The organism is Varunaivibrio sulfuroxidans (assembly GCF_029318635.1).
Classification (GTDB): Bacteria; Pseudomonadota; Alphaproteobacteria; order Rhodospirillales; family Magnetovibrionaceae; genus Varunaivibrio; species Varunaivibrio sulfuroxidans.
Window position 1 is genome coordinate 2,899,692 of the sequence record NZ_CP119676.1, and the last position, 23,401, is coordinate 2,923,092.

Annotated in this window: 18 protein-coding genes and 1 tRNA gene; 12 read left to right on the forward strand and 7 right to left on the reverse strand. The window is 56.2% G+C overall.

Annotated elements, in window-relative coordinates:
- Positions 1-7: 7 nt before the first annotated feature.
- Positions 8-523: an adenine phosphoribosyltransferase gene (locus P3M64_RS13540; protein ID WP_132939289.1), complete on the reverse strand. Its 516-nt coding sequence runs from the start codon at positions 521-523 to the stop codon at positions 8-10.
- A gap of 312 nt (positions 524-835) precedes the next feature.
- Between P3M64_RS13540 and P3M64_RS13545 the strand changes: the two genes are divergently transcribed.
- The 8 genes from P3M64_RS13545 (at position 836) to P3M64_RS13580 (ending at position 11,758) form a co-directional block, all read left to right on the forward strand.
- A complete protein-coding gene (locus tag P3M64_RS13545) occupies positions 836-1,822 on the forward strand; it encodes a TAXI family TRAP transporter solute-binding subunit (protein WP_207893167.1) in 987 nt (328 codons plus the stop codon).
- 232 nt (positions 1,823-2,054) lie between these two features.
- The gene (locus P3M64_RS13550) at positions 2,055-4,535 is read left to right on the forward strand and encodes a sensor histidine kinase (protein WP_132939290.1); all 2,481 of its coding nucleotides are present in this window, start codon (positions 2,055-2,057) and stop codon (positions 4,533-4,535) included.
- Positions 4,536-4,797: 262 nt separating this feature from the next.
- The gene (locus tag P3M64_RS13555; RefSeq protein WP_207893168.1) at positions 4,798-6,066 is read left to right on the forward strand and encodes an ABC transporter substrate-binding protein; all 1,269 of its coding nucleotides are present in this window, start codon (positions 4,798-4,800) and stop codon (positions 6,064-6,066) included.
- Between the two features lie 117 nt (positions 6,067-6,183).
- Positions 6,184-7,098: a carbohydrate ABC transporter permease gene (locus P3M64_RS13560; RefSeq protein WP_132939291.1), complete on the forward strand. Its 915-nt coding sequence runs from the start codon at positions 6,184-6,186 to the stop codon at positions 7,096-7,098.
- Positions 7,099-7,108: 10 nt separating this feature from the next.
- Positions 7,109-7,936: a carbohydrate ABC transporter permease gene (locus P3M64_RS13565; RefSeq protein WP_132939292.1), complete on the forward strand. Its 828-nt coding sequence runs from the start codon at positions 7,109-7,111 to the stop codon at positions 7,934-7,936.
- A 9-nt stretch (positions 7,937-7,945) separates the two neighbouring features.
- Positions 7,946-9,619, forward strand: a complete 1,674-nt coding sequence (locus P3M64_RS13570; RefSeq protein ID WP_132939293.1) for an alpha-glucosidase — start codon at positions 7,946-7,948, stop codon at positions 9,617-9,619.
- Between the two features lie 6 nt (positions 9,620-9,625).
- Positions 9,626-10,750 carry an ABC transporter ATP-binding protein gene (locus P3M64_RS13575; RefSeq protein ID WP_132939294.1) on the forward strand — a complete coding sequence of 375 codons (1,125 nt, stop codon included), beginning with the start codon at positions 9,626-9,628 and terminating at the stop codon, positions 10,748-10,750.
- A gap of 24 nt (positions 10,751-10,774) precedes the next feature.
- Positions 10,775-11,758 carry a carbohydrate kinase family protein gene (locus P3M64_RS13580; protein ID WP_132939295.1) on the forward strand — a complete coding sequence of 328 codons (984 nt, stop codon included), beginning with the start codon at positions 10,775-10,777 and terminating at the stop codon, positions 11,756-11,758.
- A gap of 39 nt (positions 11,759-11,797) precedes the next feature.
- Here P3M64_RS13580 and P3M64_RS13585 read toward each other — a convergent pair whose 3' ends face one another.
- From P3M64_RS13585 to P3M64_RS13600, 4 genes are read right to left on the reverse strand one after another with little or no spacing between them, the layout of a single operon-like run.
- On the reverse strand, positions 11,798-14,230 hold the full coding sequence (locus P3M64_RS13585) for an MHYT domain-containing protein (RefSeq protein ID WP_132939296.1): 2,433 nt from the start codon (positions 14,228-14,230) through the stop codon (positions 11,798-11,800).
- Between the two features lie 13 nt (positions 14,231-14,243).
- Positions 14,244-15,458 carry an EAL domain-containing response regulator gene (locus P3M64_RS13590; RefSeq protein ID WP_132939297.1) on the reverse strand — a complete coding sequence of 405 codons (1,215 nt, stop codon included), beginning with the start codon at positions 15,456-15,458 and terminating at the stop codon, positions 14,244-14,246.
- 44 nt (positions 15,459-15,502) lie between these two features.
- On the reverse strand, positions 15,503-16,672 hold the full coding sequence (locus P3M64_RS13595; RefSeq protein WP_132939298.1) for an HD domain-containing phosphohydrolase: 1,170 nt from the start codon (positions 16,670-16,672) through the stop codon (positions 15,503-15,505).
- Positions 16,673-16,708: 36 nt separating this feature from the next.
- Complete coding sequence (locus P3M64_RS13600) at positions 16,709-17,926, reverse strand: response regulator (protein WP_132939299.1); 1,218 nt, start codon at positions 17,924-17,926, stop codon at positions 16,709-16,711.
- A gap of 524 nt (positions 17,927-18,450) precedes the next feature.
- Here P3M64_RS13600 and P3M64_RS13605 point away from each other — a divergent pair.
- Positions 18,451-18,975 (forward strand): MarR family winged helix-turn-helix transcriptional regulator, encoded by a 525-nt coding sequence (locus P3M64_RS13605; protein ID WP_132939300.1) that lies wholly within the window; start codon positions 18,451-18,453, stop codon positions 18,973-18,975.
- A 61-nt stretch (positions 18,976-19,036) separates the two neighbouring features.
- Here P3M64_RS13605 and P3M64_RS13610 read toward each other — a convergent pair whose 3' ends face one another.
- Positions 19,037-19,363: a hypothetical protein gene (locus P3M64_RS13610; RefSeq protein WP_132939301.1), complete on the reverse strand. Its 327-nt coding sequence runs from the start codon at positions 19,361-19,363 to the stop codon at positions 19,037-19,039.
- A 202-nt stretch (positions 19,364-19,565) separates the two neighbouring features.
- Here P3M64_RS13610 and P3M64_RS13615 point away from each other — a divergent pair, with 202 nt between their 5' ends.
- The 3 genes from P3M64_RS13615 (at position 19,566) to P3M64_RS13625 (ending at position 22,034) form a co-directional block, all read left to right on the forward strand.
- A complete protein-coding gene (locus P3M64_RS13615) occupies positions 19,566-20,189 on the forward strand; it encodes a glutathione S-transferase family protein (RefSeq protein WP_132939302.1) in 624 nt (207 codons plus the stop codon).
- A gap of 158 nt (positions 20,190-20,347) precedes the next feature.
- A tRNA-Ser gene (locus P3M64_RS13620) sits at positions 20,348-20,440 on the forward strand.
- A gap of 440 nt (positions 20,441-20,880) precedes the next feature.
- Positions 20,881-22,034 (forward strand): IS3 family transposase gene (locus P3M64_RS13625; protein WP_276157035.1). Its coding sequence is split into 2 segments (ribosomal slippage): positions 20,881-21,142 and positions 21,142-22,034, totalling 1,155 coding nucleotides; the frame shifts between segments, so codons are not numbered across the junction.
- Between the two features lie 39 nt (positions 22,035-22,073).
- Here P3M64_RS13625 and P3M64_RS13630 read toward each other — a convergent pair.
- Positions 22,074-23,399, reverse strand: a complete 1,326-nt coding sequence (locus tag P3M64_RS13630; protein WP_132940194.1) for an ABC transporter ATP-binding protein — start codon at positions 23,397-23,399, stop codon at positions 22,074-22,076.
- Positions 23,400-23,401: the final 2 nt, after the last annotated feature.

Sequence of the window (23,401 nt, forward strand, 5' to 3'; positions counted from 1 at the left end):
TCTCGCATCATGCGTCGTATGATATCAGAGAATCGAAGGGGACATCAATCCGGCTGCGTCCATTGAGGAAGGTTAACTCAATGATGCCTGCGGCTCCGACAACGTTACCGCCGACTTTTTTGCACAGCTCTATGGTTGCATTCAAGGTTCCTCCAGTGGCCAGAAGGTCGTCGAGAACGACGACCCGCTGCCCGGGCGCCAAGGCGTCATCTTGAAGGGCGATGGCGTCGGTGCCGTACTCAAGGTCGTATTCGTGTTCCACCGTCTTTCCGGGAAGCTTTCCGCGTTTGCGCGCCATCACGAAGCCGCACCCCAGTTTCAGCGCCAACGGCGCCGCGACTAAAAATCCTCGCGACTCGATGCCGACAAGGATATCCGGACGGTGTTGGCCGACGATCTTGGCCATCCGCCCCATGGCGACTTGCCATGCGTCGGGGTGGGAAAGCAACGTCGAGATATCGTAAAAAAGGATACCCTTTTTAGGAAAATCGGGGATCGCGCGAATATGATCTTTAATGTCCATAGGTGTGTGTTCCATAGGCCGTTGTTATCCGAAAAAATGGCGGGCTGAAAAAAAGAAAGGACAATCATAGCGATCCGTTACGCGACCGGCAATCCGGCTTGGCTTTGAAAACAAAAATATACGTATTGTTTTTGCTGTCGAAGGGTTCATTTGGGAGGGGTCTGGAAAAAAGGTTAATGTTGGCGGTTGGAAACCCCAAGTAAGAGAGAGCCGAGGAAGATGCGTCGTTCGGAGGTTTTTGTGAGCGATGGAGACGGCGGGTACCCCACGCCCTGCGCTGTCGTCATATGATTTTTATCTTGGGAGGATCCTATGAAGAAATTTGCCGTGATGGCGTTGATGGTGGCCGTGATTGGCGCCGCCTTCGGCCTTGGCGCGCCGGGCGCCAAGGCGGCATCCGGAAAGTTCATCACCATCGGTACCGGCGGCGTGACCGGGGTATATTATCCAACGGGCGGAGCCATTTGTAGCCTTATCAACAAGGAGCGCAAAGACTATGGCGTACGCTGCTCCGTGAGGCGTACAAACGGGTCGATATACAACCTTAACGCCATACGTTCCGGTGCGTTGGACATGGGCGTCGTTCAATCCGATTCACAGTTCCATGCCTACTACGGGACGGGAAATCCGATCTTTATTGCGGCGGGTCCCTTTAAAAAACTACGCGCGGTGTTTTCCATCCACCCCGAACCGTTCACCATCGTCGCCCGTGCCGACAGCGGCATTAAGACCCTGGCCGACCTTAAGGGCAAACGTGTCAACATCGGCAATCCCGAATCCGGTCAGCGTGGCACCATGGAGGCTGTGATGCGGGCGTTGGGTTGGACGAAAAGCGATTTCGCCCTGGCTTTGGAATTGAAGTCGTCCGAACAGTCGGCGGCTCTGTGCGACGATAAGATCGACGCCATGGTTTTTTCGGTCGGTCATCCGTCCGATTCCATCAGGGACGCCACCACGGCTTGTGACGGCGTTCTCGTTCCCGCGACCGGCCCCGCGATCGATAAGCTGGTTAGGGATAACGGCTACTACCGTTACGCCACCATCCCAGGCGGCATGTATCGTGGGAACCCTAAGGATGTCAAAACCTTCGGCGTCGGTGCGACGTTGGTGACCTCGTCCGACGTTTCCGTGGATGTCGTCTACACGGTGGTTAAGGCGGTGTTTGAGCACTTCGATGAATTCAAGAAGCTGCACCCGGCGTTTAAGAACTTGAAAAAATCGCAAATGATCAAGGATGGACTGTCCGCGCCGCTGCACCCCGGTGCGATCAAGTACGACAAGGAAGCGGGCTTGATGTAAGGAACCCCTTCCCGGAGAGCGCGTTCCCGTACATTTTAGGGCCGGGTCAACGGTTTTCTCCATTGCGCGAGGTCGATGCCTTCTCCGGTCGCGTGCGTGCGGGTTTCTTCGTGGGGGAATAATGGGGGGAGAAAATAACGGAGCAAGAAAAATACATTTCTTTTGCGCCGTTACGCCCCATTTATAGAGCGGGAGACCGGATGTTTGGCGCGCGCGATGGAATTTTAGGTTTATGCAAGGCGATAAAGGTCAAGGGCTTCGGCCTCGCAGGTTCACGTTAGAACAACGTTTACTGCTTTTTTGGCTGGGATCGCTATTTGGCGCGGTGCTTTTGGTCGGCCTCGTGTTTACATACCAGATCAAATCCCACATGCAGGACAATGCGCGCGCCAAATTGGAAGAAACCTTGCTTCATGTGCGCACCGGCCTGACGACATACACCCTGCATTTAGAGGATATCGCCAATGTGCTTGCCCGGCAGGGCGAACTCGTTGCGTTGACGCAATCCATCGCCATGGACGACCCTTTCGTGGCGATGGACGTTGCCGTGCAAAGGGTGCGATTGGCCGATGAATTGGAGGAACGCATCGGCGAATCGCACCTGGATTTTATCGCCGCCCTGGATATTCATGGGCGATTGAACGCGTTTGTCGAGCGCCCCGCCGACGAGAAAAGCGAGGAAGGGACTTCCTCCCTACCGATTGTGAAAGGTTACCGAGCCGGGCGGGGAAAAGACGCGGTCCTTTTTATGAAAGATCGTGTTGATGGCGAATTTCATGTTTTGTTTGGCGGGCGAACTTTCGCCGAACGGATCGTCCGTCTGGGCATGAATTTTCCAAACACCTCCTTCTACCTGAGTGATGGGCGTTATTTATATCGGGCCGCCGCGCGCGCCCTTGTCCAAAGAAGTATCCGAGGAGGGAGCCAACCGTTGGGTCAAATCGTTGTGGCGCGGCGCATCGATGCGGACTTCATCGAAAGAGTGACGGCGCATCCCGGCATAAATTTTTCGTATTTTATTGGAAGTCCGGCGCACAATGTCGGGACGTTGCGCGCTCCGTCGGCCGTGCGCGGGGCTTTTGAGAATATCGGCGCCGTCGCCGATCTTTTTGCTCAAAAAATGTCCCACGCCCTTGCCTCCACCGGAGGGTATTACTTGGAAGGGGGCAAGGTCAGCCTGCTTGACGGTCGCCGAGCTTATTTCTTCGCCGGCGTCAGCAAGGGCGAAGTCGTGCAAGAAATCGAGGCGTTTTCGGTAGCGAGCCTCGAAACCATGGCCCTTATCGCCTTGTTGGTGCTGCCGATCGGAATTTATTTGCTGCGCCGGCTGATTACAACGCCGCTGGCGCTGTTGCGCCACGGCGCGCAACAGATCACCGAAGGACGCTATGGCGCCTTGGTCAATTTTCGTCCGGGGGATGAATTGGGGGATCTCGCCCGGTCGTTTAACGTCATGTCCGATAGCGTCCGCGCCCGTGAAAACGATTTGCGCGTCCTGTCGTTCGAATTGGAAGACCTGGTGCGCGAACGGACGCGCGCGCTTGAACTGGAGATGTCTGAACGCGCGCGCGCGCAGGCGATGCTGAAGACGGTTATCGACAATCTTGCCGATACCATCATCACCACCGATTGCGATGGGTATATTTTGAGCGTCAATCCGGCGGGGTTGGAGATGTTCGGTTATGGCGAGACGGAACTCCTGGGCCAGAAGGTCGGCATCCTGATGCCTTCTCAAATATCGGCGCGCCATGACGCCTATATGCGGGCGTACGAAGGGGGTGTTCGATCAAAGATTATCGGTGTGGGGCGGCAATTGGAAGGTCGCCGCAAGGGCGGCGCGATGTTTCCCATGGAGGTTGCGATCAGTGAATTTACCATCGATGAGAAGCGGTATTTCACCGGAATTTTGCGTGATATTACCCAACGAAGGCAGGCCGAGCAGGATCTAATCGACGCCAAGTTCAGGGCGGAAAAAGCCAGCCGTGCGAAATCCAAATTGTTGTCATCGGTGAGCCATGAGTTGAGGACTCCGATGAACGCCATTATCGGTTTCGGGGAATTATTGAAATTGGAGGGAGATAATCCTCTTGACGAAGATCAGCGCGCATATGTGACGCAAATCGTCGAGGCGGGCTCCCATCTCTTACATTTGATCGATGGCGTTTTACAGCTTGCCGACATGCAAAACGAGACAATGGAATTGGTCCCGCAAGCCGTCCGGGCGCTTCCCATCATAGAGGCCTGCCTCGCCGGGATCGCGCCCGAGGTGGACGCACGCCGTCTCAGCGTTCAAAACGATTGCAAGGGGCGGGACCTTCCCGATATTTTCGTCGATCCAGGAGGGTTTGAGACCGTCCTCGAAAATTTGCTGTCCAACGCCGCCAGATGCACCCGCCCCGGCGGCGAAGTGCGCGTCTCCTGCACTTTCATAGAGAACGGCGAGAACGGCAAACTTCGTTTTTCCGTTCGGGATATGGGGGGGGGTCTTGCCGAAGATAGTTTTGAAGACCTGTTTCACCCTCGGCGCCGGCTGGATAGCGGTGATGATGACGAGGAGGGGGTGCGCGTGGGCCTGGTCGTGGCGAAAAAAATAGCGACCGCCATGGGTTGTGAGATCGGTTTTGAAAGTGTGCTCGACGTCGGCAGCGTGATCTGGATAGATGTTGATCCCGTGGAGACTGATCTCGTGGTGACTAAAGAGACGCGGCCATAGCCCTTGGGTTTTAAATACCCTTAAAATTTCACACGGTAAAAATTCCGCGCCGGCGAGGGAGGTTCCTTTGGCGGCATACGGCCTTGCCGGGCACGAGATGGGTGTTTCTCCCAAAACTTTCTGGAGGGGGGGTTGACATTCGTTTTGAATAGTGTCGCTTTTGAAGAAATAAATGCGCATCCACCACCGTCGATATACATTGTCGATGACGGGATGCGAACATATTGAAAAATATGATTTTTATAGGGAGAAGGGGCGTATCATGCTTAAGAAATTCCTATTACCCGCCGCTGTCGCGGTCATGGCGCTCGGTACGGTCGCGCAGGCGCGGGCGGTCGAGGTTTCGATTTCCTGCGGGGCCGTCGGGGCCGAGCTGAACATCTGTAAAAGCGGCGCCGAGGCCTGGGCGGCGAAAACCGGAAACACGGTCAAGGTCGTCTCGACTCCGAATTCGACGACGGAACGTTTGGCGTTGTATCAACAGCTTTTGGCCGCCCACGCCGGCGACATCGACGTTTTTCAAATCGACGTCATTTGGCCGGGCATTTTGGGACAGTATTTCATCGATTTAAAAAAGTACTCCAAGGGCGCGGAGAAAGCGCATTTCAAGGCGATCGTCGAGAACAATACCGTTGGCGGGCGTCTGGTGGCGATGCCCTGGTTCACCGATGCCGGGGTGCTTTACTACCGCAAGGACCTGCTGGAAAAATATGGCCTGTCTGTCCCCGCCACGTGGCGAGAGCTGACCGCCGATGCGCAAAAAATCCAAGATGGCGAGCGCGCCGCGGGCAATAAAAAATTCTGGGGCTTCGTGTTCCAGGGCAAGGCCTATGAGGGATTGACCTGCGATGCATTGGAGTGGGTTGATTCGTACGGTGGCGGCGACATCGTCAACGCCAAGGGCGATATCACGATCAACAATCCCAAGGCGGTCGAGGCCTTGACCATGGCGGCGAGTTGGCCGGGCAAGATCGCCCCCGAGGGGGTGCTCAATTACGCCGAGGAGGAGGCCCGCGGCGTCTTCCAATCGGGTAATGCGGCGTTCATGCGTAACTGGCCTTATGCCTGGGCGTTGGGCAATTCGGCCGACAGTCCCGTGAAGGGGAAAATCGCCGTCGCCGCGCTGCCCAAAGGTGGGGTGAACGGCAAGAATACCGGCACCCTTGGCGGTTGGCAGTTGGCGGTGTCGAAATATTCCAAGCACCAGGCCGCCGCCGCGGATTTGGTGATGTATCTGACCAGCCGCGCCGAACAGAAGCGTCGCGCTATCGAACGGTCATACAATCCGACGATTGTCAGTTTGTACGAAGATCCCGAGGTTCTGGCCGCCGTGCCGTTTTTCGGCTCTCTGCGCGCCACTTTCGCCAATGCGGTGGCACGTCCCTCACGGGTGACCGGCGCGAAATACAACCGCGTGTCCAGCGCGTTCTGGAATGCGGTGCATGACGTCCTGACCGGCAGGGCGACGGCCAAGGCGTCGCTGGCGCGCCTGGACGGCAATTTGAAGCGCATCAAGCGCGGCAAGTGGTAACTTACAGGATGTAACGCGCCCATACGCCGACCACGGGAGGACGGACTTCGGTTTTCCCGCTGTCGGACGGGCGTGTTGCCGTTGGAGCATATTTTGGAGTGGGGGGCGTAAAAGGCCATGGCCAAACGGTCCAACCTGACGCGTGCGCGTTTGCGCGCCGCGTGGATTTTCCTGGCGCCGATGCTTATCGTTCTGGTGCTGGTTGCGGGCTGGCCTTTGGGCCGTACGATATGGTTCGGCTTCACCGACGCGTCTCTCTCGAACATGTCGGTGTATCACTTCATTGGCTTGGATAACTATCTGGTCAAGTCGGGAGGGGCGTACTATGGCGTTCTCGTCGATCCCGTGTGGTGGCATGCGGTTTGGAACACGGTTCGTTTTTCCTTGATCTCGGTTTCTTTCGAAACGGTGCTCGGGCTGATCGTCGCTTTGGTTCTCAATGCGCGTTTTTTCGGGCGCGCCGTAGTGCGCGCGGCCATCTTGATCCCGTGGGCGATCCCAACCATCGTATCGGCGAAGATGTGGGGCTGGATGCTGCACGATCAATTCGGCATCATCAACGATATGTTGAGCCACCTCGGCCTGATCAGCCACCCGATCGCCTGGACCGCCAACCCGGATACTGCGATGTGGGCGGTGATCATGGTCGATGTCTGGAAGACAACCCCGTTCATGGCGTTGTTGATTCTGGCCGGACTACAGATGCTGCCGTCCGACTGTTACGAGGCGGCGCGGGTGGACGGCGTTCATCCCGTCAAGGTGTTCTTCCGCGTCACCTTGCCGCTGGTTTGGCCGGCGGTGATGGTCGCGGTCATTTTCCGGATGCTCGACGCCCTCAGGATCTTCGATTTGATCTATGTGCTGACATCCAATTCCGAAGGCACCATGTCGATGTCGGTATACGCCCGCCAGCAGTTAGTGGATTTCCAGGATGTCGGGATCGGCTCGGCGGCCTCGACGCTGCTGTTCTTGATCATCGCGGCGCTGACGATCGTCTTTATTTTCGCCGGTCGCGTCAAGGTATCGGATTAGAGGAACGGTGATGAAACGGATTTTGCTGAAGGGGGCGTTTGGGGTCTTGGTCGTGGTGATCGTGTTGTTCGCCGTGTTCCCGTTTTATTATGCGGTGGTGACATCCTTTCGTTTCGGCTCGGAATTGTTCACGGTTTCCTATTTCCCCCATAGTTTTGATTTCTCCAATTATATTTCGGTGTTCAAGGAACAGCCCTTCGCCCGCAACATCCTCAATTCGTTGATCGTCTCCTCCGCCGTGGTGGGAGTGTCCCTATTTTTGGGGGTGACGGCGGCGTACGCCCTGGGGCGGGTGCGCTTTCGCGGTCGCGGCCTGTTGTTGTTGACGATTTTAAGCGTGTCGATGTTCCCCCAGGTGGCGGTGATGTCGGGGATGTTCGAACTGATCCGTGGATTGGGGCTGTACAACACCTTGCAGGGGCTGGTGCTGTCCAGCCTGATGCTGACCCTGCCGTTTACGGTGTGGGTGTTGACGACTTTCATGCGTGAACTTCCCAAGGAGCTTGAGGAGGCGGCGATCGTCGATGGCGCCAACGATTGGATCATCATCCGCCGGGTGTTCCTGCCCTTGATGTGGCCCGCCTTGGTGACGACGGGGCTGTTGGCGTTCATCGCCGCCTGGAACGAATTTTTGTTCGCCCTGACGTTCACGTTGTCCAACGACATGCGCACGGTGCCCGTGGCGATCGCCCTGATCACGGGGGGCAGCCAGTTCGAGCTGCCATGGGGCAATATCATGGCGGCCTCGGTGATCGTGACCGTGCCGTTGATCGTTTTGGTTTTGGTTTTTCAACGCAAGATCGTCTCCGGCCTGACGGCGGGGGCGGTGAAGGGATAAGGCGCAGAGATGACGGATAAGGCAGGGACGGATGCGCAGACGCTGGGACTGAAGAACGATCCCGACTGGTGGCGCGGAGCGGTCATCTATCAGATTTATCCCCGCAGCTTTCAGGATACCAACGCCGATGGCGTCGGTGATCTCAAGGGGATCGCCCGGCGCATGGATTATATCGCCGAGTTGGGCGCCGACGCGATTTGGATTTCGCCGTTTTTCCGCTCGCCGATGAAGGATTTCGGCTACGACGTTTCCGACTACAACGCCGTCGATCCGCTATTCGGCGCTCTTGAGGATTTCGACGAGATGATCGCGGCGGCGCACGCCCGGGGCGTTCGGGTGATGATCGACCTGGTGATCAGCCACACCTCCGATCAGCACGCCTGGTTCAAGGAAAGCCGCGCCGACAGGACCAACCCCAAGGCCGAATGGTATGTTTGGGCCGACGCCAAGCCGGAAGGATCGCCGCCCAACAACTGGCTGTCGATTTTCGGCGGCTCGGCGTGGGAATGGGACACCGCGCGCCGTCAGTATTACCTGCATAACTTCCTGATCAGCCAACCCGATTTGAATTTCCATAATCCCGAGGTCCAGGACGCGGTTCTGGACGCGGCCCGCTTCTGGCTCGATCGGGGGGTCGATGGCTTCCGCCTCGATACCGTTAATTTTTATTTCCACGACCGCCAATTGCGCGACAACCCGCCGCTTCCCAAGGGGAAATCCCTGACCGGAGTCGAGGACAACAACCCTTACGCCTTTCAAGATCACGTCCATGATAAAACGCAGCCGGAGAACCTCGCATTTCTCGAACGCCTGCGCGGGCTGATGGACGAATATTCGTCCATTTCCTCGGTCGGCGAGATCGGCGCCGACACCGATCCGCCGGCGACCACGGCGGCTTATACCGAGGACGGCAAGCGCATTCATATGGCCTACAGTTTCGACCTGTTGACCGAGGAATACTCCGCCGCCCACATTCGCGACGTGGTGGAAACGTTCGAACGCTCGGTGGGCGGTGGGTGGCCGTGCTGGGCGTTTTCCAACCACGATATCCGCCGCGTCGTGACGCGCTGGAACAAGGGCAAGGACCCCGACCGTTTCGCGCCGATGGCCTTGGCGCTGTTGCTGTCGCTGCGCGGTTCGGCGTGCGTCTATCAGGGCGAGGAACTGGGCCTGAGCGAGGCCGACGTGCCCTTCGAATTGCTGCAAGATCCGTTCGGCAAACGGTTTTGGCCCGCCTACAAGGGACGCGACGGCTGCCGCACCCCGATGCCATGGCGCGAAGGCGGCTTGGCGGCGGGCTTTAGCGACGCCGCGCCATGGTTGCCCGTGCCGCCCGAACACGCGGCCCGCGCCGTCGGCGTTCAGGAGACCGACGATGGGTCCGTGCTCGCCCATGCCCGGCGTTTCATCGCCTGGCGGCGCGGCCACGACGCGTTGCGCCGGGGCGGCATCGTTTTTCACGATCGACCCGAACCGATCCTGGCGTTCAGCCGCACCGGGACGGCGCCGATCCTGTGCCTGTTCAACCTGTCGAGCGCGGCGCAAAAGGTCGATGTGTCGGACTTCGACGGCTTGTCGGCGCTCGACGGCCACGGCTTCGCCGCGTCCGGCGGGGGGGCGCGGGGAAGCATCGCCCTGGGCGGCTACGGCGTGTGGTACGGCGTTTACAACAAGAAGGATTGACGGACAATGGCCGAGGTTATCTTAAAAAACGTCAGCAAATCCTTCGGCAGGGTGGAGGTTATTCACGGCGTCGATCTGCACCTTCGCGACAAGGCGTTTACCGTCTTCGTCGGCCCGTCGGGGTGCGGTAAATCGACGTTGTTGCGCCTGATCGCCGGGCTTGAGGATATTTCGTCGGGCGATCTTTTGTTCGACGGTCGGCGGGTCAACGAGTTGACCCCGAAGGAACGCGGCATTTCGATGGTCTTTCAGTCCTATGCCTTGTATCCGCATATGACGGTCTATCAGAACATGGCGTTCGGCTTGAAACTGGCTAAGGCGGAACAGGGAACGATCGACCAGCGGGTGCGCCGGGCGGCGGGTATCTTGGAACTGGGCGAGCTGCTGGATCGCCTGCCCAAACATTTGTCGGGAGGCCAGCGTCAGCGCGTCGCCATCGGGCGGGCGATCGTGCGCGAGCCGCAGGTGTTCTTGTTCGACGAGCCGCTGTCCAACCTGGATGCGGCGTTGCGGGTGCAGATGCGCATCGAAATCGCCAAACTGCACGAAAATTTGGGAGTGACGATGGTCTACGTCACCCACGATCAGGTCGAGGCGATGACCCTTGCCGACACCATCGTCGTCCTGTCCGACGGCAATGTCGAGCAGGTCGGCGCGCCGCTCGATCTGTACCATCATCCGCAGAACCGTTTCGTCGCCGGATTTATCGGCTCGCCGCAGATGAACTTTATCGACGGCGAAGTGGTGAGCGCCGACGCGGGCGGGGTAAAAATCGCCATCGCAGGCGGGGTCACGGTGGTGGCTCGGGTCGCGGGCGGTGGCGTCAATGCGGGCGACGCCTTGACCTTGGGGGTGCGCCCCGAACACCTGCGCGAGATCGAGGCCGGCGCAGCCGCCCCGACGGCGGGCGACGCGGTTCTCGACGGCGCGGTGGAGGTGCTCGAACAGTTGGGCGAATCGCACTTCCTGCATGTTAGGACCGACACGGGGATTATCACGTTGCGCGCCGGCGGCGATACGCCGTTGCACGAACACGCGAAAATAGGCATCGAAATTTCGGGTGCGCACTGTCACCTCTTCCGGCCCGATGGGACCGCCTTGCAAAGAGCGCCGGCAGGGGCGTCGGCGTAAGAACAAAGCAGAAGGAAAAAGCCCATGTTGGTCTGCTGCGGAGAGGCCCTAGTGGATTTCGTCGGCGTTGGCGCCGGGGCCGAACGCCTATATCGCCCGATCCCCGGTGGCGCACCGTTCAATAGTGCGATCGGCGCGGCGCGCCTGGGGATAAAGACCGCCTTTTTCGGGGCGTTGGGCGCGGACTGGCTGGGCGACATGGTGCGCGCCCGTCTACACGAAAGCGCGGTGCGTATGGATCTGCTGCAATCGCGGGCGCTGGCGACGCCGATCGCCCTGGTTCACGAAAGCGGCGAGGGCGCGCAGTACGTTTTTCATGGCGTCGGCCCGCAAACGCCGATCATCGATCCCGACCGCTTCCCCGAACGGCTGCCCGACGAAACCGACGCGCTCCTGATCGGAGGGTTGGCGACCATCGTCGATCCCCCGGCCGCCGCGATCGAGGCGCTGGCGGACCGCCACGCGCGGGATGTCATCGTTTATTTTGATCCCAACGTCCGCCCGGCGATGGTCTCCGACCGCCCGGCGTTCATGGCGCGGATGGAACGGCTCTGCGCGCTGTCCGCCATCGTCAAAATCAGCGCCGACGATGCAAAGTGGTGCTATCCCGACCTGACGGACGAGGCCGCCGCCGAGCATCTCGCCTCCCTTGGAGGGAGCGTGGTCTTGCTGACCCGGGGGGGCGACGACGCCCGTGCTTTGGGGCCGTGGGGATGGGCGCGCGTCCGTCCTCCCCAGGTGGTCGTGGGCGATACCGTCGGCGCGGGGGACACCTTCAACGCCGGTTTTATCACCGCGCTGATGCGCGCCGGCGTGAACGAGGCGCGGGCGTTGCGCCGCCTAGGCGTGGCGGAGGTTTCCGGGATGCTCGATTTCGCCTGCGCGGCGGCGGCGCTGTGCTGCACCCGCCACGGCGCGCAGGCGCCTTATCTTGACGAACTGGAACGCTTCATGGGAAGGCATGCCGCGCCTCCCAAGTCGCCGGTATTTCGAACGCCGCCCCCTTGAACGCCCCGCCTGCGAGATGTCGATGTTTCGGCGCGCGGTCTACTCGATGTCCGGCGCCGTGAGCGGGAGTTGAATGGTAAATGTCGTGCCCTTGCCCGCGTGTGACTGGACCTGAATGGTTCCACCGTGTTTGTTGACCACGATATCCCAGGAAATGGCGAGGCCTTGCCCGGTTCCCTTGCCGACTTTTTTAGTCGTGAAAAAGGGATCGAACATGTGTTTCTGCACCTTCGGGGACATCCCGGCTCCGGTATCGGATATCTTCACTTCGACGATGTCCTCTCGTAATCGGGTGCTTAAGGCTATCGTTCCCTTTTCCGACGCATTCAATTCCTGAATGGCATGGGCGGCATTCACGATCATGTTCAAAAAGACCTGATTGATTTCGCCGGGGAGACACTGAATTTGGGGCAAGTTTTCGTCCAGGTCCAGTTCGATGTCGGCGAAAAGCTTCCATTCGTTTCTGGATACCGTCAGGGTGTTTTTTAGCGAGGCGTTGATGTCGGCGAGTGTTTTTTCCTTGGTGCTGGGATGGGAAAATTCCTTCATCGACAGGACGATACGCGCGACATCCTTGACGCCGTTCAGCGATTGTTCGATGGCCTGGGGGATGTCCTCTTCAAGATAGTCGATATCCAGATCGTTTAGGCGTGTCGCCAGTTTTTCCAGCTCTTCGGCGTCAACGGGACATCCATCGGGGGCATTTTTTAAGGCTTCCACAAGCGTATGCGTCGGGCGCAAAACCGCCAGGATATTTCCCACAACATCCTGTAGGAAGGTTAAGTTGTCGCCGATGTATTGCGTGGGGGTGTTGATTTCATGCGCGATGCCCCCCGCGAGAAGCCCGATGGCCTCCATTTTCGAAGCATGCATCAGATCCCGCTCAAGCTCTTCTTGGTGTAATTTGTCTTTCTTACGCTGGCTGATGTCGGAAACGACGGCGATGAATTGCCGTCCTTGTTCGGTGTCTAATTTACTGATGCCCAATTCAATGGGAAAGGTCTCGCCGTTTTTGCGCAGCCCCTCCAACTCCCGAGTGCCGGTTCCAAGAATGCGCGGCGTTTCGGTCGAATTATGTGCGGCGATATAGTCATCGTGTCGATCGCGGTGCGGGTGAGGGACGAGTATCGACACGTTTTCACCCAGAATTTCGGAATTTTCATAACCGAACGTGGCCTCCGCCACGCAGTTGAACATCAATATCGTTCCCTGCTCATCAACGATGACGACACCGGAAATGATGTTGTCGAGAATCTTGCGTACGTAGTCTTCACGCGAACGGGACTCTAACTCCGCCTGCTTGTGCTTGGTGATATCGGTCCATATTCCGATGACGCCGCCTTGAAATGTTTTTTTTGTATTGATTGAAAACCAGCGGCCGTCTCGAAATTGTTCCTCGTAAATTCCGGATGCCGTGGTGTATCGTTGAAGATGCGCGCTTACGTAGCTCTCGATATCAAGGGGCGTGGTATCGACGATGCCCGCCTCGCACCACCCGCGAATCAACGTTTCCAAGGGCGTGCCTTTGACAAGAAGCCGAGAAATTGGCCGCAATAGGTTGGTGAAGGCATCGTTGTGCGTGACGATATTGAGGTTCTCGTCCAGAACGACCACCCCCTGGGGCGTCGCCCGCATGATGTCGAACATCGCCGTGCGGCTTTCTTGCGCCGAGGCCATCGCTTGTCGCAGGTGGCGGTCTACGAACGTCGCGATCACGCTGAGTCCGACGACGAGCAGGGCGGCGACGGCGACGGCCGCGCCCAGGGTGGAAGGGTGTATTTCTGTGGATTTGGGGACATGCTGAAAATCGGCATGGAAGAAATACGTCGCCGACATGGCGATGTAGTGGGTCGTGCTGACCGCCAGCCCCAAAATCGCCGCACCGAAAAAATCCGATGCAAGCGCGTGCGATTTTGAAGAAGAGTTATGGCGCCCGACGATAAAAAAAACAAACAAACCAAAGGAGGACAACAACAAGCCGGCGATGATGGAAAACAAGAATCGCGCAGGATCATAGAATATCACGTCATCCATCACCATTGCGCTGGACCCGACGTAGTGCATGCCGGCGATTCCGGCGCCGAGAACGAGTCCGCCGCCGGCGATACGTTTGAGGGAAACTGTGGAATTCCCGACGATATGAATGACGGCGGCGCTGGCCAGCATGGCGATTACGCCCGACAGAACGGTCAGATTGATATCGTAGTCAATCGAATCGGGTGTGGAATACGCCAACATCCCGATGAAATGCATCGACCAAATGCCGTTTCCCATCGCCAGGGCGCCGGCCATGATCCAGCCCCAGCGGGCCTTTTTCGTGTTTTCAGAGTGTCGAATATGGGCGACGATCTTCAATGCCGCGTAAGCGCCGAGCGCCGCGATGATATAGGACAGAACGACCAAAACGGGATCATACGACCCGGTATGCGCCAACGATTTATCCATCTCCGGGGGGAGGAAATGAAAATTCATGATGTCTCTCCGCTCAATGGTGAATTCCCCACGCGGCCTTTGGAAGGCCTTCCGGGCGATTTTCGGGGGCGGATAACCATGTGCTCAATGCGTCGAAATCGAGGGCCTCACTATAAAGGAAGCCTTGCCCCATGTTGCAGCCGAGTGTTTTTAGGACTTCGACCTGTTGGGCGTTTTCAATCCCCTCCGCGACGACGCCAAGACCGATGGATTGACCCGCGATAATGAGGGATTTGACGATTGCGGCGCTTTTTGTGTCGTTCAGCATGTGACGGACGAACGACCCGTCAATTTTTAGTTTGTGTACCGGAAGATCGCTGAGGTAGGAAAACCCCATGAATCCACTGCCAAAATCGTCCAGGGCGATGGAAAAGCCGGCCTTGGCCAACTCGATAAGGGTTTTTTTCAGGTCGTTGATGTTTTCGATAAAAACGGTTTCCGTGAGTTCCAATTCCAGAAAACGCGGTGGAATTCCGGCGGATTTGGTGGCGTTCAGCGCCGAGGTGACCAAATCCAATTGCGTGAAGTAGGCCCCGGAAATATTGGCCGAGGCGATGATTTCTCGGCCCTGCTCTCGCAATTGCGCTATATCCTCACACACCGTATGCAGCAGCCATTGCGTGATGGGAATAATTTCTCCCGTGATTTCCGCCGCTGGAATGAATTGAGCGGGTGCGATGACGCCATGCTCGGGGTGGCGCCAGCGGATCAGCGCCTCGACGGCGTGCGGGCGACCGGTGGCGATGTTAATTTGGGGTTGATAGCGGATAAAGAACTGATTTTGTTCGACGGCGACCTTCAGGTCGCGCCCGTAACGGACGAAATCTTCCGGTGTTAATTCTTGAACATGCGTGCCCTGGCGATTTTCCAGGAAAAGACGGATGGCGTCGTCGAGGACGTCGCGCAAATTGGCCGGCGCGATCGGTTTTGTAAGATAGCGATAGATATGTCCTTCGTTGATGGCGTGAATGACATCATCCTTCTCGCCCCATCCGGAAAGGGCGATCTTGACCGATTTGGGGGCGATTTGGTGCGCCTTGGTGAGAAATTCGACGCCGTTCATGCCGGGCATATTGATGTCGCTGATAATCACGGCATAAGGGCCACGCGTCGCGATCAGGTTGAGGGCCTCGTCTCCGCTGAGGGCGATATCCATGTCGTACTTCATGGAAAGGTTGCGTCGGAAGGCCGCCAGTAAATTTGGATCATCATCAACGAATAACAGCATGTCATACCTTCGATTTCACGAAAAATAGTCGGTTTTCCGCCGTCTCAGGCGGTCTCCTGAACAGCCAGGATGGGCAGGTTGAATTTTCGAATTTGCGCAATATTCCTTAGTCGTTCGATTTGGGTGTCCGTCAATTTCGTTCCCTTGGCGAGAATCAGGTGCCCTTGTTGAAGTTTGATGTCGGAAAGCAATGTCAAGCCGGAGCGTAGTTGTGGAACATTGAGTTCGAGTACTTTCTGTTGCGCCGTTTTGCTGCGGTCCTCTTTGCTTAGGAAAATCGACTTGACGACCTTGAGTAGACGGGGGTCGTACAACCCGGTCCTGTTTTCAAGCGCCGCGATAGCGGCGGGACTGGGTTCCGGGTCGGGCTGTATGGCGTCGATATCGTGGAAAATTTTAAGCAACCGCGCCCCTAGCGGAATCTCCTTACCGCTGATCTTGTCGTGCGGAAAACCCGTCCCGTCGAAACACTTGTTTTGGTAATAGACCGTTTGGGCGACCTCCTGCATGCGGGGGATGTTTTGCAACAACTTCTTGCCGGTCTCGGGGACTTTCGCGACCATGTCCTGTTCCATCGGAGAGAGAGCCTCGCTCGTACCCGATTTTTTCAATACCTCCTGGGGAAGGGCGACGACGCCGATCTGGGCCAACATCGCCGCCAGTTCCAACTGCCAAGGGTTGGGTATGCCCATCGTCTTGGTGACCTTCTGGGTCCACCCACGGATTTTGATCCCGCGTCCGAAGACTTTTGGGTTCATCATCGACATCACGTCCGAGAGCACCTTGATGCTTCCGGCCAGGGTTTGTTCGGTCAGGACCCGTTCCGAAATGACCAAGCGGTATTGCTTGATCGCATCGTCGATCCCCTTTTGTAGCTGTTCGCGTTCACACGGCTTGGTGAAAAAGCGAAACACGCTGCCTTGGTTGATGGCGTCCATGGCCGTTTTCTGGTCGGCGTTACCCGTCAACATGATGCGCACAGTGTCGGGAAAATGTTTTTGAAACACCTCCAATAATTGTATTCCGTTCATGGCGGGCATGTTCATATCGGCGATGATGACCGAAAATTTTCCGCCCTGATGGGCTAATTCCAAGGCTTGTAAGGCGCTATTGGCGGTAACCAGGGCGAACGGCATCCCCCGCATCTGCCGGCGCAGGGCGGACAGAACGTTTTCCTCGTCATCGACCAATAAAACGACGTCTTGCTCTGGCATACCTCTCGCTTTCCTAGGCGGACACGGTGGATGTGTTCATATTTCATACCCCTGCTTGGTTTTTACGGCGCAGGAAATCCAATCCGGGAATTTCCCTAATACCTCCAATTTTCCAAGATAATCGAGATCGAGACGGGTGTGCGTGGGAGGCAAATTTTCCAGTTCGTCGATGGAAAAACGTACGAGTTCCTGGGCGATATGGAGAAACAGGAGCGGCGAAATCCCTTGATCGGGGGCATCCGATGGCGCGTGGTGAAACGATACGGCTTCGACGATGGGGTGGGAAAATCCCCAAAGGCCAAGAAGATACCCGCCTATTTCGCTATGGGTCGCGCCCAGGACGTGTTTTTCGGCGGTGGTGACCAAACATTTTTCGCGGTCCGTCATGGACATAATCTTCTGAAATTGATCGGGAATTTCAGAAATTTCGAGAATGATCCCAAGATGGGATAGGGCGCCCGCGATTTCGGCATGTTCGGCCACGTGTCTATCGACACCGTGAGTTATGGCGATTTCCTTGGAAAGCTGACCGATGACTTGGCTACGCAAGCACAGGGTGTCGAAGGTTGCGGACAATTCCTTATGAGGCTCCAAGCGGCTGAAAATAGCGCCGGAAAGGATGAGCGTTTTGATCGTCTCAAAACCCAGGACGCGCACCGCCTGAAGGGGGGAGGTCGCGGGCGCGGCGAGAGAGAAAAAAGCGGAGTTTGTCAATTTCAACACCATCGCCGTCATGGCGACGTCATGGTTGATGATTTCCGCAATCTTGCCTGCGGACCCGTGTTCCGAGTTCAGCTCTTGCAGAAGTTCGCCGAAGTTTGCCGGGGGTGTCGGCAGGTGCTCTACTTTGGAGACGAGGCGGCGCAATTCGGGTTCCGTAAGGATGTCGCGCAGTTTCATCGCGTTTTGGATGCTCAAGATAAGTTCTTCGCTGGAACACGGTTTCGCTAAGTATTGGTGCGCGGGGCCGATCGTGCGGATAACGCTTTCTTGATCGGCATAGCCCGATAGAATGATGCGCAGAGCTTCGGGTTGAATTTTCCGACAGGCGCCTAAAAAGGCGGCGCCGTCCATTGTCGGCATCTTCATGTCCGAAACGATGACATCGACGGGGCTTTTTTTAAGAATTTCCAGGGCTTTATCGCCACTATCGACAAACGCCATTTCCCATGAATCGCGCATGGGGCGTAGCATGCGCCGCAGCGCAGATAGGATGTTCGCCTCGTCGTCGACGAAAAGGATGCGTTTATTCATGTTCCGACAATCGATCTTAAGCTTGTATGACTGTGTTAAATACTCCTGTGTATGTTGTTCTCCCCGGTGACCTTTTCCATCGTTAATGGCTATTTTTTACCGTGGAGTGGGGAATCGCCCGTTCGCGTGGCGCCCGTTGGGGGGCATCCCTTCGCTTTTTCGTTTGCCGCTCTGCTTTGCGTTCGACGACCGTTATGGAAATCGTTATGAAATAGGTGATGGTCGCGGGTAGATGCGCGCCGATTTTCGTCACGGTGGGATCGCTTTAACAGGGCGATCCACGTGCAAACCCGGGGAAGAACGCTCGGCGTCGTCGCGCCCGAGATGGACAAGAATCAAGAATAATGCGGTGCAAAATATTCCCGATTTTCTTGCTTTGCTGGTATTTTGGAAATAACTTCAATACTCGGGTCAGGACCTATTCATCTGAGCGTCTGGCGGAGATGAACTAGGTCCTGACCCGAGAGAGCGGAAGAGGAAGGCAATGGGGGCTAGTGTCCACGGGGACACGTCAGAGGGGGGGGATGTCGGACTATAAAGAAGGCGTGCGCGCGTGCGCGGCGCATGGGGGCGAGGTTGAGGCTCTGGAGCCGGGTTCGGCTCGATTGGAGTTGGACCGCTTCTTTCCCTACCGCCTTTCCGTTTTGCAGGGTCTCGTGACGCGCACCATCGCCCAGATTTACGCTCAACAGTTTTCGTTGACCATTTATGAATGGCGTATTTTGGCTGTATTGGGGCACGAGCAGCCCCTCATCGCGAGCGAGATTGGCTTGCGGGCGAACTTGGATAAAGTGCAGGTTTCCCGCGCTATCGGGCGGATGCTGGAACACGGCTTGTTGATACGTCGCCAGGATATTAGCGATAAACGCCGTTCGCGCCTGCGCATGTCGGCGAAGGGCCGAAAAATTTACCAGGACATCATCCCGCGCGCCCGCGCCCGCGAGCGCCAGTTGCTCGACAGTCTCGCACCCGAAGAAATTTCTCAACTGGATAATCTGATGAAAAAGCTTCTCCTCCGGGCGCAGGAAATGATCGCGGAGGATGCGTGAACGGCGGCGAGTTTCCATTTTGAAAATCGCGCGTTCTCCACGGCGGGCTCCCCACAAATTATTATGGCGTGTTTAGATCGCTAAACGCGAGCAATTCGCGATATCGCCGATCAATTTCCGTTGTCCGGACGATCGGCCACGCTTGGGGGTAGCCCAATTCCTTGCGGGCTTGATCCAGTAGCACGTATTTACCGACCTCGTTTAAATGCAACATGACGCATTTTCTTAATGCCAGCCCATGCTTGTGCATGGCGATCAGCATTCGCGCGACGTCCTGCTCAGCAGGAAGCCTGGGGGCCATTTCTTGGTCTGTTGTTGCGGATGTCGGCGTGTTCTGGCCGACGGATAAATCGGTAACGTGCGACGGCAAATGCATTTTGCGTTTCATTTTGCCAAAGTCACCTATGTTTAACGGCAAATTTAAATGCCAGGGCCGTTAATACTCGGTTTCGTGCATTGATTGTGCCACTTTTCACACAAGAGTTTTCCACCGCCGTATTGGGTTTGCCTCCGGTAGGGTCGAAGGCGTAGGGTACTTGGCCAACGAAGGTGGAATTGGCGCGCCGCGCCGCGAAAAAGGAAGTGGAAAAATGATCGATCTATATACCTGGTCAACGCCGAACGGCTACAAGGCGTCCATCATGCTGGAAGAGGTGGGGCTGGCCTATACCGCCCATCCCATCGATATCCTCGGAGGGGCGCAACGCACGCCGGAATATATTGCGATTAACCCCAATTCCAAGATTCCCGCCATCGTCGATCCCGAGGGACCGGACGGTAAGCCGATCACGGTGTTCGAATCGGGCGCGATTTTGATCTATCTGGCGGAAAAAACCGGCTCCGACCTGTTGCCCGCCGACGCGCGCGGACGTTACGAGGTGCTTCAATGGTTGATGTTCCAGATGGGTGGCGTTGGGCCGATGTTCGGCCAATGCCACCACTTCATGCGCTTCGCCCCCGAGGACATTCCCTACGCCAAAAAAAGGTACGGTGACGAGACCAAGCGGCTTTACGGCGTCCTCGACGCACGCTTGCAAAACAATGCCTACATGGCGGGCGATGCCTATTCGATCGCCGATGTGGCGACCTTCCCCTGGGTGTCGCGCTGCGATTGGCAGGATGTTTCCCTGGATCATTACCCCAACGTCAAACGCTGGTTCGACGCCATCGCCCAACGTCCCGCCGTGCAAAAGGGCATGAAGGTGCCGAAGTAAGACGTTTTCTTTACCTGCGGTAAGGCGGCGCGCCGTCGTTCGGACGCGAAAAAAAACGTCGCCGAGAATAGTTTTCTCCGTCGTGCGCGAAGCGCTTGATTGATGGCGCAACAGCGGTTATGTAAGGGGCCTTCGCCGCTCATTTCGAGCGCTACGCAGGACAGGTGGGTGAGTGGCTGAAACCAGTGGATTGCTAATCCGCCGTGCGGGGTAAACCCGTACCGAGGGTTCGAATCCCTCCCTGTCCGCCAATCAAAAAAACCAGTAGCTTAGCTGCTGGTTTTTTTGCTTTTTCGACCAATTTTTAGGTCGGGTTTCGTCAGACTTTCTGCAATTTTCCGGCAGCTAAAAATTTATTATGATCAATGGGTTACAATAATGATATGTGTCTCACACTGCGGATCGGCAGTCCGCCGTGTAGTTGGACAGTTTAAGAAAAGGCAAATGTTCAGTATGTTTGGTTACGAATCACAAATTGACTGTGTGAGAGAATATGTCCGGCAAAGAAATCCCTGTCACTCCTGCCTTAATCACGTGGGCGCGTAAGCGTGCAGGGTATTCCGTCGATGAGGCACTAGCCTCCTTCAAGAAGATCGCAGCGTGGGAAGCCGGAGAAGCCTTTCCAACTGACGTGAGACCCGAAATTTCCTCCATTTTAAAGTAGAGTCCATCACCGAAGAAGGAGATGGATATGAAGCGTTCACGTTTCACGGAAGAACAGATCGTCGGGATTTTGCGGGAGCAAGAGTCTGGCCAGAAGACGGCTGATGTTTGTCGTCGCCACGGCATCAGCGAAGGCACGTTTTACAAATGGAAGTCGAAATTTGGCGGCATGGACGTGTCAGACGCCAAGCGCTTAAAAGCGCTGGAGGCGGAGAACAACCGGCTCAAAAAGCTATTGGCCGAGACCATGCTCGACAACGCCATGCTTAAAGACATCAATTCAAAAAAGTGGTGACGCCCGCCGCCAGGCGAGAGGCTGTCGCTCATCTTCGAAAAACCTATGAGGTGAGCGAGCGGCGGGCGTGCCGCACCACAGGAACGGACCGTAGCTCGGTTCGTTACCGGTCCATCAAACCGGACGATGCACCGATCCGGGGGCGTCTTCGTGCGTTGTCTGCGGAACGTCGGGGATTTGGCTATCGTCGTTTGCACATTATGCTGTCCAGGGAAGGCGTACACATGAACCAGAAGAAGCTGAGGCGCTTATATCGAGAAGAAGGCCTTCAGGTGCGTAAACGCGGCGGGCGCAAACGTGCTTTGGGCACACGGGCACCGATGCTGCTGCCTCAGGGGCCGAATCAGCGTTGGTCGCTGGACTTTGTCTCAGACGCCTTGGACGACGGAAGGCGGTTTCGCATTCTGTGTGTCGTCGATGACTTCACGCGCGAATGTATAGGGCTTGTCGCTGATACATCCCTGTCAGGTCTGCGTGTGGCGCGGGAACTTAATGCGATCATCATGCGGCGAGGCAAGCCGCACATGGTGGTCAGCGATAACGGCACCGAACTGACCTCCATCGCAATCCTCAAGTGGTCTCAGGAGCGGCGGATCGAGTGGCATTACACCCAGCCGGGCAAGCCAACGCAGAACGCCTTCGTGGAAAGCTTCAACGGGCGGCTGCGTGATGAATGCCTTAATGAGACGCTGTTCAGCTCTGTGCGCCATGCCAGGGCCGTACTAGCAACTTGGAAGCATGATTATAATTACGTCCGGCCGCATTCCGCGCATGGCGGAGCAACGCCGGTGGAATTTGCCGATCAAGCCGATATGGGGCATGCCCCATATCGGCTTGATCAAAGTGCTCACAAAGGGCATTGTTTTGAAACCGGGACCTACCCATAACTGGAGGGAACTCGGGTCTCACGTCATCAGGCAAAAATATTATGAAGGGGCGTCTGATATCTGAAGAAGTTCCGTCCCGACTTCCAGGTCAACGAAGCCCGCAATACCCGGTGTATCGGCAAATTTCAGTTTCGCGACGGAGCGCCGGACGTCGAGGAACGTAACCTCACCATTAACGAAGGTATGACATCCAACGTTTAAAAATAAATCCCCCCCCGTGAAATGGGATTTCCAAGAAAATTTAACGGCAACACTCTTGCCATTACGCCCAGAAAACAGCGGTCTCTCCAAACTTTCAAAATTTGTCCCAAAAACGTACGTTCCATCAACAGTTACAAAAGCAAACCCTGTGGAAATATTATCTATATCTTTATGAAAAAATATTTTTATAATTAATTCCACACTCCTATGAGCTGGTATTTCTTCCGGGTTAATTCTCCCGTCAACAATAATGTCAAAATCAATGATTTGGGCTTCATTATTTCCGAGGCGCGTTTCATGCTGATTATAATAGGGATTGTTGGCTATAGCATCTCGAACGTCTGGGGTTAGGGAACTTGGACGGTCATGTGTTGACTTACGAAGAGGTTCGCTCTCAACGGCAACATCTTCCGGAGACGTTTCAGTAGACGCGTACAAAAGTTTCGCATAATGATTAACAGCATCGGCGATTGGTCCGAAATAACACAGGCGGCCACCATCCAGAACAGCGCCACGATTACAAATGCGCAGCAAAGTATCCGTATTATGGGAGACGAATAAAATAGTTTTCCCCTGCTCCATAATATCACGAACACGTTGAAAACAGCGATGTTGAAACCGGGCATCACCGACACTCAATGCCTCGTCAACAATCAAAATTTCCGGATCGACGTGAATGGCTGCACTAAAGGCGACGCGCACATACATGCCGGATGAATATGTCTTAACGGGCTGATCAAAAAATTCGCCTATATCCGCAAATGCCTTAATTTTAGGCATCTTTTCCAGCATCTCCCTCCGCGAAAACCCCATGATCGCGCCATTGATAATGACATTCTCCCGCCCGGTGAACTCAGGGTTAAAGCCAGCTCCCAACTCCAAGAGCGCGGATATTCGCCCATTGACCTGAACATCGCCATACGTGGGACGCATAACGGAACAGATAATTTGCAGTAAGGTCGATTTCCCCGAGCCATTTCGCCCTAAAATACCGACAATTTCCCCTTTACCAACATCAAAGGAAACTTTGTTCAGCGCCCAAAATTCACGATGATATTGCCTGCGAAAGGGATGCAAGGCTTCGTAAAGGCGCTCTTTCGGAGAACTAAATAGCCTGAATTTCTTGGAAACGTTATGGATCGAAATGGATAAATCAGGGTTCATGT